The organism is Chitinophaga rhizophila, assembly GCF_019492185.1.
In the GTDB taxonomy this organism is placed as follows: Bacteria; Bacteroidota; Bacteroidia; order Chitinophagales; family Chitinophagaceae; genus Chitinophaga; species Chitinophaga rhizophila.
The window spans coordinates 74999-88245 of record NZ_JAICCF010000007.1 but is presented as its reverse complement, the minus strand read 5'-3'; the positions used below and the strand labels follow the sequence as shown (position 1 = coordinate 88245).

The following is a 13247-nucleotide window of genomic DNA, read 5'->3' as shown; positions in this document are numbered from 1 at the left end:
GTTTGGTTTCAGTGGTACCAATGCCCACCTGGTAATCGAAGAATATCCTGTAAACATTGATATTCCCTCAACCGCAGGACCGGTATTGTTTACGTTATCTGCTCGTAATGAGGAACGACTGATAGCTTATGCAAAGGTACTAAGAGCGGCCATAGCACCTGATGCTGATGCAGGTTCAATTGCATGGACGCTGCAAACAGGCAGGGATGCTATGGAATACAGACTTGCGTTTATAGCAAATGGTATAGCGGAAGTGTATACTCGCCTGGATGCTGTTATTGAAGGTAATGCAGATAGCAGCGTTTACATCGGAAGGGTAAAGAAAGCACGTGAGAAAGATGCGCTGCTCGATACGAATGATGATGACATGGCATCACTGGTGGAAACCTGGATCAGTAAACGTAAGCTGGACAAAATCGGCGCATTATGGGTCAAAGGATATGCCATAGACTGGAAGCTGTTATATGACCGGACGCCACGGCGCCTGGCGTTGCCGGGTTATCCCTTCCTTCGTGAAAGTTACTGGCTGCAATCATCCAAAACGCCGGTTCAAAAGGAGGCGCTAAGCGATGTGCATATTTTTGAAGAATATCGTCATCCGGTTAATATCTTATCCGGAGAGCTGCTCTTCTTTCCGCTACTGGTTGTGCTGACCGCTAAGGATGTGGCACAAAGTGATATCAGTAGCTGGCTTGAATTGGCCGCACCCGGTACAGATGTTGTTTTTGTTGGTAGTGAAACAGCCCCTGAAGATTACCTGGATATGTTCCTGCAAATAGAGGCCAGTCATGGCGCGATTAATGGCATCCTGTATCTCGGAGGTAAAGAAGAGGGACTGGAAAGGATTGTTCCGTTAATGCAGGTACTACCACAGCTGACTAAAGCGCCACAGCAGGTACTGTTATCTACAAATGCGGATATTGGCAGTTATTCCGCTGTCTGCATGGAGGCATGCAAAGGCTTCCAACGATCCCTGCAATTCGTTTTACCTGATACAAAGGTGTTGATTGCTACCGGCAATGAGACAATTGCAGCGTTGATGGAATTGTTCTACAATAGTCAGGCAGAGAGTGTCAGTTGGGTAGATGGGGCTACCTATGCGAAACGTCTCCGTCGAATTGACTTGCCGGAATCTCCTGGTGCTATAAGGAACGGCGCTACCTACCTGATTACCGGGGGCGCTGGAGGATTGGGATATAAAGTGGCAAAACATATAGCAACACAGTATACCGTCAACCTCGTGCTAACAGGACGGTCACCGCTCGACGCCGCCAAAGAGGCGTTACTCGCTGACCTGCAGGTAAATGGCAGCCGGGCTGTGTATTTGCCTAGCGATATAGCTGACGAACGTGATCTCCGGGCAATAGCTAGGGTGATCGCCGGTGAATTTGGTCCTTTACATGGTATTATTCATGCAGCAGGCATTGCAGATGGGCGGTTACTACATCAGAAATCTGCAGACGCCTTCCGGGAGGTGTTACGGCCAAAGGTGGAGGGCACGTTGTTGCTTGATGCCGTATTCGCAGCAGCGCCTTTGGACTTTGTTTGCTATTTCTCTTCCTCGGCAGCAATCCTGGGTGACTTTGGTTCGTGTGACTATGCGGTAGGCAATAGCTTCCAGCAGCATTATATTGACTATCGTCGAAGCGCAGGTTTGCCAGGGAAGACAGTTGTTATTAACTGGCCATTATGGAGAGATGGAGGTATGCACCTGAGTGGTGATGCCAGCACCGAATTATATCTGCAAACAAGTGGGCAGCGTCTGCTGGAATCAGCCGAGGGCCTATTAATGTTCGACCGGTTATTGGCCGCTGGCGAAGGGCAATATCTGGTACTCGCAGGTGATCTGAAACGCCTGGAACAATTTACCGGTATTGGCAAATCAGCGGTTTCTTCGATAACAAAGCCTGTTGTTATCTCCCGGCAGGATAGCGCGCTAACATCAGCTGCGATTGACGACCAGGAATTGAGAATATTACTTGAAGCAGATCTCAAGCAACACATCAGTGAGTTGCTTAAGATACCGGTGACAAAGCTGGATATAGAAGAGAACCTGGCCGGCTTCGGATTCGACTCAATCAGTCTTTCCGCATTGGCTCGCGAACTGAGTAATCATTTCAATGTCAATATTACTCCAGCCCTGTTCTTTGCGCATGCCAGTATCGGTGCAGTTGTAAAATACCTCTGCAGCAACCATGCTATTGCGCTAAAGGCTTTTTATCAGGCGGATGCTGAAAAGGTTATACCCAAAGAGGTACATGAGCCTGTAAGAAAGGCTGACAATGCCAAGCCTGTATTTCAGCAAAAACAATTACAGCCGCCTGTCAATGATCGGTTTACAGATGAACCGATCGCTATCATTGGTATGAGCGGCCGTTTTCCTAAAGCGCGTACTGTTGATGAAGTATGGGAATTGCTGAAATCAGGAAAGGACGCTATTGAAGAAATCCCGGATTATCGGTTTGACTGGCGGACATTCTATGGGGATCCGTTGAAGGAACCAGGGAAAACCAATAGCAAATGGTGTGGTTTCGTACCTGGAGTAGGAGAGTTTGACGCTGCATTTTTTGAGATCTCTCCTAAAGAAGCCCGCACTATTGATCCGAGACAACGCTTATTGTTACAGGAAGCCTGGAATGCACTGGAAGATGCCGGTTACGGAGAAGCAAAGGTCAGCGCTTCCAGGATAGGAATGTATGTGGGGGTTGAAGAGGGCGACTTCGGATTGATCAGTGCAGAAAGAGGAAGTATTACTGCTACACATAATGGAGTACTGGCTGCCAGACTAGGTTACTTCCTTAACTTTAAGGGACCGGTTATGGCAATCAATACCGCCTGTTCTTCCTCACTGGTGGCGTTACACCAGGCTTGCCTGAGTCTGCGTAACAATGAATGTGATACCGCAATTGCAGCAGGAGTTAACCTGATGCTTAGTCCGGAGGGATTTATTGGCATGGGGCAGGCGGGTATGCTTTCTGCAGATGGCGTATGCTATGCTTTCGATAAACGGGCCAATGGACTGGTGCCGGGAGAAGCAGTGGCGGTAGTAGTACTGAAGCCATTGTCTAAGGCTATTGCAGATGGAGATCCGGTATATGCGCAGATTACAGCAAGCGGTATTAACTATGATGGCCGCAGTAATGGTATCACTGCACCAAACGGTGCTGCTCAAAGCACCTTAGTTGGCAGTATCTATGAGCGTTATAATATTGATGCAAGAGATATAGGTTACATCGTTACACACGGAACTGGAACGCGTCTTGGAGACCCGGTTGAAATACAGGCATTGGACGAAGTATTCAGGACATTTGGTCGTAAAGGGCAATACTGTGCGCTGACATCTGTCAAGAGTAGTCTCGGACATACCTTTGCCGCTTCCGGCTTGGTAAGCCTCGTTTCTTTGGTGAAGTCCGTTGGCGAAAATATCATTCCGGCCAGCCTGCACTGTGAGCAGGTGAGCGATTACGTCGATTGGGCAAATAGTTCCTTCTATGTAAATACAGCGTCGCGTCCATGGCCGGAGGGATTACGCACCGGTGCTGTCAGCGCCTTTGGTATGAGCGGCACAAATGCACATGTGGTGGTCAGGCAGTTTGATGCCTGCACTAACACTCCGCCAGTATTGCCGGCCTACGTGATTGTATTGTCTGCCAAAACGGCTTTAGCTTTACAGGAGCGCGTCAAAGGATTGTTGGCATGGTTACAGGCAGGACAGAAGAGTAATATTGACCTTGCTTCTCTTGCCATCACCCTTCAGACTGGGAGGTATCATTTCCGGCACCGGTATGCTTTTGTTACTACATCGCTCGATCATCTCAAGGATACCTTACAACAATTGACAATAGGAACTTATTCCCCGGATCTCTTTAGAGGGGTTTTAGAGGGTGTTTTTTCGCCAAATTCGGTTTTTGAGACCGATATCTCTAGTCTGCTGGAAAATGCGCCAAAAATGGCTGAAAATGCGAAAGATTACACCTCAATAGTCACCAGACTTGCTGCATTCTACAGTCAGGGCTATAATATTAAATGGGCGGCCCTGTATGGTGGTGAGCTGCCGGAAAGGATGCATCTGCCAGGATATCCTTTTGCGAGGGATGAATATTGGCCAGGCACGACGTCGAGGCAACGGTCTGTACTATCATCAGGAGGGAACCAAAACGTGCCGGCTCAGGGAAATGTACTACCAGCTGCTTCACCTAACTGCCTTCCGTTGACTAATGCAGCAGTAGAGCAATCAATTGCGCTATATAACCAGAAGGTGCCAGCTCAGGGCAATGTACTACCAGCTGTTCCTGCTAACGGCATTCCATTGACTAATACAGCAGTAGAGCAATCAATTGCGCTATATAACCAGGAGGTGCCAGCTCAAGGTAATGTACTACCAGCTGTTCCTGCTAACGGCCTTCCATTGACTAATACAGCAGCAGAGCAACCAATTGCACTATCATCAGTAGATAACCAGAAGATACCAGATCAAGGCAATGTACTACCAACTGCTTCGCCTAACGGCCTTCCGTTCACTAATGCAGGTGTAGTGCAACCGCCTGTATCACCAGTGGTGGTAACTCCGGAGTCACCTGCGCACGTTAATGCGATACCTCAGGTTCCAGTACATGGACTGCTGCTCAATGATTCTTCCTCCGCTCAATCCCCTGCCTCGGAGTCTGCAATTATACCTGGTAAGCCGGGTGGCATTATACTTAATACCATTGCTGATACAGGAGATACTCCGGTGATTTCGGCAACTGGTTTTGAAAGGCCTATACCAGCTACTACGGATTTTCCTCATTCAGCTGGTCCTGCTACGCTAAAACAAGTAGACAGCTTGCAGCTGGAAGCGGAACTTGCAGCTTCTCTTGCAGAGGCGCTGTGCATGGATGAATATAGTATAGAAAAAGACAGGAAGTTTATTGAAATGGGACTCGATTCCATCGTCGGTGTAGAGTGGATCCGTACTGTCAATAAGCAATATGGACTGAATATTACCGCTACGAAAGTATATGACTACCCCACATTGGCAGAATTTAGCGCCTTTATTGCTGCACAGCTTGCGGTTGTACCAGACATGGGGTCTGAGCCGTCTGCCAGGGTCATACCTGTCGTGCCGGTTCCACCGGTGCGGCAGGAGGCAGCGGCACCTGTGCAACCGCCAGTCAGGGAGCAGATCGCTACCGTGCAGTCGCTGCCCGGTCGTGAGTATGGACTTGTCATCAATGGTGTACTACAGCTGGAAGAGTTAGCCCTTCGCAGCTGGCAGGTACCCCCGCCGGCATCAGACGAAGTAACGGTAGCCGTGATGGCATCTGCCATTAATTTTCCGGATACGATGTGCGTCAGAGGGCTATACCCAACAATGCCAGCATATCCTTACGTGCCTGGATTTGAAGTAGCAGGTGTGGTGACAAGTATTGGAGGGAGTGTCTCAGGTATTAAACCAGGTGATGAGGTGATTGCACTCGCTGGTCAACAGTTGGGCTGTCATGCCAGCCATGTTAATGTGCCGGCAGCAAACGTGGTAAGAAAACCTGCGAAATGGACTTTTGAAGAAGCATGCAGCTTACCTGTAGTATTCAGTACAGTGTATTATGCTTTTGAGCTTGGACAGTTGTCTGATGGCGAAAAAGTATTGATTCAGACGGCTACGGGCGGATGCGGCCTTGTCGCTATTCAGCTGGCGCAGCTCAAAGGATGTGAAATATTCGGTACTTCCAGCCGTTCTGAGAAGCTGGACATTCTTCGCAGGTTGGGTGTAAAACATGTAATGAATTACAGAGGCGACTTTGATAAGGAGATCCGCGCGCTCACCAATGGTGCAGGAGTAGATATTGTGTTGAATATGCTATCGGGTGATGCCATTCAGAAAGGTATTAATAGCCTTGGGGCCGGAGGCCGGTACCTTGAATTAGCAATACATGGACTAAAGACAAGCGCCCCTCTTGACCTTTCCCGCTTACTGGCCAACCAGGCGTTCTTTAGCGTGGATCTGCGTCAATTAGGTTTCCGCCACGGATTCTCAGGTAGCCGTTTATTGGATGTGATGGTCGAAATGGCTGAAGCAGGACAGATTGTACCTATCGTATCCCGCATCTATCCCTTATCCAGGATTGTTGAAGCATTGCAATATGTAGATAAAGGCAGTCATATCGGAAAGGTGGTAGTCAGTCATCGCTCCTCTGAAGTGCAGGATCTTACCGATCACTGTATCGAACAGATGATTGAACATAAATATCGGCACGTAAGCAGGAACAATATCAGACAGACAGGTGCTCATCCTGGTTCACAGGCACGCAATAGTCAGACATTACCCACGTCATCACTGACTGAAGGTATTGCCATCATTGGTATGAGTGGACAATTCCCGCAGTCGCCCGACCTGGATACCTACTGGCAGCATCTCCGTGATGGTAAAGATTGCGTGACAGAAGTACCTGCTTCACGTTGGCCGGTAAATATGTTCTATGATCCTGATCCGAAAGCGACAGGGAAGTCTACAAGTAAATGGATGGGAGTACTGGAAGACGCAGACAAGTTTGACCCGCTGTTCTTCAATATTTCTCCGGCTGAAGCTGAGATGATGGATCCACAACAGCGCTTGTTCCTGGAAAACTGCTGGCATTGTATAGAGCATGCTGGTATCAGACCAGGTGCGCTGTCTGGAAGTCGCTGTGGTGTGTTTGTTGGCGTGGCTACAGGTGATTACGGGCAATTGCTGGGCGGTGACGGACTTAATGCGCAGGGACTTATGGGAGGAGCAACCTCTATATTGAGTGCCCGTATTTCGTACCTCCTTAATCTGAATGGTCCAAGTATGGCAATTGAAACTGCCTGTTCCTCGGCTTTAGTGGCCATTGCGGATGCCTGTAATAACCTGGTGCTGGGAAATGCAGACCTTGCGTTAGCTGGAGGTGTAAATGTCATTGCTGCTCCTTTTATGCACGTATTGACCAGTAAGGCCGGGATGTTGTCTTCTACAGGACATTGCTACACATTTGATCACCGGGCTGACGGTTTTGTGCCTGGTGAAGGGGTAGGGGTGATACTGTTAAAACGCCTCTCTGATGCAGAACGCGACGGCGACCAGATATACGGTGTCATTCGCGGCTGGGGAGTGAATCAGGACGGTAAAACAAATGGTATTACTGCTCCCAGTGTAAAGTCACAGCGTATGCTGGAGGAGGAAGTGTATGATAAGTTTGGTATCGATCCTTCAACAATCACTATGCTGGAAGCGCATGGAACTGGTACACAATTAGGTGATCCGATAGAAGTGGAAGCGTTGGTAGCAGCCTTCAGTAAGTATACGCACCAGCAAGGTTATTGTGCGCTTGGTTCTGTTAAAAGCAATATTGGTCATCTGCTGACGGCGGCCGGTGTATCCAGTGTAATAAAGGTTTTACTTTCCATCCAGCATAAGCAGTTGCCTCCAACTATCAACTTTGAGGCATTGAATGAGCATATACATCTTGAAAAAAGTCCTTTCTTCATTAATACATCCCTCCAACCCTGGCATACTCAGGGTGGTCCGCGCAGAGCCGCGGTGAGTTCTTTTGGCTTCAGCGGTACCAATGCTCATCTTGTGATAGAAGAATATATACAGCCAACCAGGTCGGTCCAATTGCCGCCGCCAGTTTTATCTTCTCTGATTGTACTTTCTGCCCGGTCAGAAGAAAGATTACAAGTATATGCAAGGCTACTCAGAGAATATGTGGCTGCAAAAGAAGATCTACAGCTGCATGAACTGGCATACACGTTGCAAACTGGAAGAGATGCAATGACGCACAGATTGGTCGTTTCAGCAAATAGCACTGAGAAGCTCTTGTTGTTACTGGATCAGTATCTTTCCGGAAAGAAAAGCCCAGATTGGGTGACCGGACAGGTGACCCGTAACAATCCCGCTTTATTATGGCCAGACGAGGAGGATGATCTAAACGGCATGGTAATGAACTGGCTAAGCAAAGGCAAGTTCAGAAAGGTAGCCACATTGTGGGTCAATGGTTTGCAAATCGATTGGGATATCCTTTACAATAATATCAGACCTGCCCGCATAGCTTTACCTGTATATCCTTTTGCCAGGGAGCGATACTGGATACAGCAATCACTTATAGCTACTCCTGTTGCCAAGGGGGAATCTCCGTCCGTTGAGGTACAAATGCTGGTACCGGTCAACAAACCAGTAAATAATCATACTGCTTCTTATGATCAGCACCTAGTACTCTTATGTGCAGCTCCGGATAATATTCCGGCACTACCTGCAAATGTCGCCTGTTACCATATACCGGTAGCAACAGGCTCGGTAAGTGAACGTTATGAGGAGTATGCCTCGTATGTGTTCACGCTATTAAAGGATTTACTACAGGTAAAGGCTACTACTTCAACGCTGATTCAATTTATATACCCTGAAAACGAAACTTATTGCCAGGGTCTACATGGTTTGTTACGCTCAGCAGCATTAGAAAACCCGCGTATCACAGGTCAGGTGATCAGCATATCCAACTGGCAAAATCTGGAGAGTCTGGTAGTGCAATCTGCCAGTGCAGCGGCGGTTGACATCGCCGCTGCTTCTTGGACGACTACAGATTGGAAACCCGAGTCAGTCAACCAGGCAGCACCTATATGGAAGGAAGGCGGCGTTTACCTTATCACAGGTGGAGCAGGAGGACTAGGGTTCTTATTTGCAAAGGAAATTGCCAGTCAGGTACAGCCGGTAACAATTGTGCTTACAGGCCGGCGTATATTAGATAATTCACTGGAGGAAAAGATCCGTAGCATACAACAACCAGGAGTAATCATTGATTACAGGCAAACCGATGTGACAAAGCAAGAGCGTGTGGTGTCGCTTCTGAATGACATCCGTATACAGTATGGGCGTCTGGACGGTATTCTGCATAGCGCGGGTGAGAAAAGGGATAACTTCATTATCCGTAAGTCAACAGCGGAGTTCCAATCAGTGATCGCTGCGAAGGTTCGCGGTACTCAATGGCTCGATGAAGCCAGTCAGAATATGCCCTTGGACTTCTTCGTGACCTTCTCTTCTGTTGCTGGCTGTTTTGGCAATGCGGCGCAGACGGATTACGCCGCCGGTAATGCATTTATGGATGCTTACATGGCGCAAAGGCAGCGATTGGTGATAGCAGGTAAACGAAGCGGTAAAAGTCTTTCGATTAACTGGCCTTTATGGCGATGGGGCGGGATGCAGGTGGATACAGCAACATTAGATCATATGCAGCGGGGGGGACTCCTTCCTCTGGATACAGCAGCCGGTATATCAGCTTTTTATAAAGCTATGTCGCTGGATAGTACCAATGTGTTAGTCCTTTGTAAGGCGAGGCTAGCTTCCGCTCCAAATGTACCGGTTAGACAATCAGGTACTGGTACTTCGACAAGGGCATTGTCAGCAAAGGAATTGGTTGGTGCCGTGTCATACAATATGAAGCAGCTCTTATCTACCCATATAAGACTAGAGGCTGAAAGAATTGATATAAACGAGCCTTTTGAGAGTTATGGGATAGACTCTATCATGATCACTCGCCTGAATCAGTCACTTGGTGAGATATTCGGTAACATATCCCGCACGCTTTTCTTTGAATATCAGACCTTGTATGAACTCTCTGCTTATCTGGTACAAGCTTATCAGGAGACATGTATCAGTTGGGTAGAGGCAATTCCGGAAGCTAAAATGGTGATAACTGCACCGGATATTCCTACCAGGGAAACTATACAACCAGAGCAAAATATAAGTATATCGACCCCCGTTCGTCAGGCAAGCCTTCGTTCTCCGATAGCCATTATAGGACTGAGTGGACGGTATCCTGATGCAGATACATTGTCTGATTTCTGGAATAATCTGGCCACTGGTAAAGAGAGTATCCATGAGATACCAACAGACCGATGGGCACTTGACGAATTTTATGTACCCGATCAGGACGAAGCCGTACGACGGGGTAAGAGTTATAGCAAATGGGGCGGGTTTCTCAAAGACTTTGCTGCATTTGATGCAGGTTTTTTCAACCTGTCTCCACGAGAGGTGATGGGCATGGACCCACAGGAGCGGTTGTTCCTGGAAATCAGCTGGGAAGCACTTGAAGATGCCGGATATACCCGCGAATTGCTGAAAGCCATGCACCAGCGACAGGTGGGTGTGTTTGCAGGCATAACTAAGACAGGCTTTGAACTATACGGTCCTGCATTATGGGAACAAGGCCAGGCTATATTCCCAGGTACGTCTTTCAGTTCTGTCGCCAACCGGATTTCTTATATACTGAATCTACAAGGACCTAGTATGCCGGTAGATACAATGTGTTCCTCGTCGCTTACTGCTATTCACGAGGCGTGTGAGTATCTGTTACGAGGTGATTGTGAAATGGCTATTGCCGGTGGTGTAAATATATACGCACATCCTGCGTCTTATGTGCGTCTATCTGCTTATGGTATGCTGTCTGCTGATGGCCATTGTAAAAGCTTCGGCGCTGGAGGTACTGGTTTTGTACCGGGAGAAGGGGCGGGGGCTGTCATACTGAAACGTTTATCTGATGCCGAACGTGATGGAGACCATATATACGGTGTAATTACCAGCTCTGGTATCAACCATGGTGGACGTACTAACGGTTACACCGTACCTAATCCAGTTGCGCAGGCAGGATTGATCAGGAGGACGATGGATAAGGCAGGTATCAACGCCCGTACAATTAGTTATATAGAAGCTCATGGAACAGGTACTGAACTAGGTGATCCTATAGAAATAACGGGGCTTACCCAGGCATTCAGGAAAGATACGGCCGATGTCCAGTATTGTGCGATCGGCGCTGTAAAATCAAATATCGGGCATCTCGAGGCGGCAGCAGGTATCGCTGGATTAACGAAGATATTACTACAGTTGAGGCATAAGCAGCTGGTTCCTAGCCTTCATGCAGAGCAGTTAAACCCTAATATAAGTTTTGCAGAGACGCCTTTTGTGGTACAACAGACACTTCGTGCCTGGGATAGGCCATTGCTTAATGAAAATAAAGTTATAAAGGAATATCCGCGCACTGCAGGCCTATCTTCTTTCGGCGCAGGTGGTGCTAATGCACACCTTATCGTTGAAGAATACGTAGAAGAGCAAGGGCCTGTTACTAGAGGTCCATCTCCTGCTATCATTGTTCTGTCCGCGGCAAATGAGGCGCGACTGTCAATACTCATATCCCGATTAATTAATTTCCTTCAAACTTCCGGTTACGGAGATCAGGATCTCATGCGGATTGCCTATACCCTACAAACTGGAAGGGAAGCTATGAATGTACGTATCGCATTTGTGGCCGAAGACATTACTGCCTTAAAGAATACACTTATTTCCTGCCAACAGGGTGATATGCAGGACGTATATCGTGCCACAGTAATTAAAGAATATAGCCGGCCTGTACAGGATCTTTCTGTCACAACAGACTTGATTAATAACAAAGAATATGAAAAGATCGCGGCTGCTTGGGTGAGTGGTGCAGAGGTGACATGGCGCTTACTCTACGGAACAGCACCCAGAAGGATTAGCCTACCTCCATATCCATTTGCAAGAGACCGCTATTGGCCCGGAGACTTGCTTAAGCAAAGTGATAAGAAGGTTCTCTCCACTGCCTATACTTTCAGAGAAGTATGGGAACCAGCTGAGCTATCTGCAAATGAAAGGATTGTTATCAATACCTTGCTGGTCTGTAGTGCGGATCAATCTGTAGCTACAGAACTGCAAGCATGGACCATTGCACAAGGACTGACTACTGAGGTTATTGTGATGACGCCCGACCAGCTGCGGCCATTGTCTCACCCCGTGGAGGCGGTGCTATATTACACCACGTCTCCTGAGGACCTGAAGTCATATACAGAGATCCTGCATTTGTTGCAGCATGTGGGTGATCTTCCAAAGAGCCCCGGCAGGATTCTACTGGCTGGCGATATCTCGGAGCATACTTTTGCACGCTCTTTTATTGATTCTTGGATTGGCTATGAACAATCGCTTTCCTTAGCATCCAAATCAAGAGTGCTGGTTGGGGGTTTGCGGGATTCTCTTATTACTAAATTGTTTGAATTGCTCTTCGCTGTAAAGGCAAGGACAACTGTCTTTGAGAAGGACCTTCCGTTTGTAAGGAATGTACAGCCTGTTATATTGAAAGAACCACAAGTAGTATTTAGAACCGGGGGCACATATTTGATCACGGGTGGTGCTGGTGGTATCGGATATCAGGTTGCCGGCTATCTTGCTGCAAAGTATAAAGCCAATCTCATACTTACCGGACGCACTGCGTTAGATGAACAGCGCAAGAATAAGATTGATGCATTATCGGCGCTAGGCGGTACCGCTATCTATGTTCAAGCAGATAATAGCAATGAGTCAGACGTTTACCGGCTTTCCCGCAAGATCAATAATCAGTTCGGACAACTACATGGTATTATTCATTCAGCTGGTCTAAATAACAGCATACCGCTGACTCAACAGACTGCTGATCAGTTTCATCAGGTTCTGGCACCTAAAGTCAGCGGTACACTCATACTTGATAAGATATTCTCGGATCAGCCTCTCGATTTCGTTTGTTACTTCTCGTCTATCGCTGCTTTACTAGGTGATTTCGGAGGTTGCAGCTACGCCGTAGCTAATCGCTTTCAGATAGGCTATTCCCATCAACGGACCGCCACAGGTAAATCTGTTGTAATCAACTGGCCATTGTGGCGAGAAGGCGGCATGCAGTTAGATAGTACGAGCGCCCAGGCATATCTCCAGCAAAGTGGTCAACGGCTAATTGAAAGTGATGAAGCATTGCAACTAATGGAACAGCTGATTGGCCAGCCGGGTGGTCAGTATATCGTGATGGCAGGAGAACAGGACCAGGTAAGTCATCTGCTCGGGATAACAGGTAACACTAAGGCTGGTTTTGCTCAAGCACATAATGCAAACGAAATCGATAAACTTATTAAACATGCCATTGGTCGAATACTTCTAACTGACCCGCACCAGGTACATACTCAGTTGCACTTTTCAGAAATGGGCTTCGACTCAATAAGCCTGTCTGCATTGGCGAAAGAACTAAGTTCTCACTTTGGCATCACCCTGACTACATCCACATTCTTTACATACCCCACTGTGCAAGAGTTGGTTGATTATCTGTCGCCATCGCTTACAAACGATGAACAACTGGATACGCTTCTTGCCAAAGTAAAAGACGGATCACTGGACATTGACCAGGCCGATAAGCTATTATTTCAGTTATAACCCATAAAAATGA

The 13247-nt window shown here is 47.6% G+C and carries 1 protein-coding gene (cut by a window edge); it reads left to right on the top strand.

Translation table 11 applies throughout. The features are described from left to right. Positions 1 to 13234: the 3' portion of an SDR family NAD(P)-dependent oxidoreductase gene (locus K1Y79_RS28350; RefSeq protein ID WP_220253606.1), read on the top strand. It extends 10016 nt beyond the left edge of the window; the window shows 13234 of its 23250 coding nt (coding positions 10017-23250); its start codon lies beyond the left edge, outside the window; it ends in the stop codon at positions 13232 to 13234. The last annotated feature ends 13 nt before the right edge of the window (positions 13235 to 13247 follow it).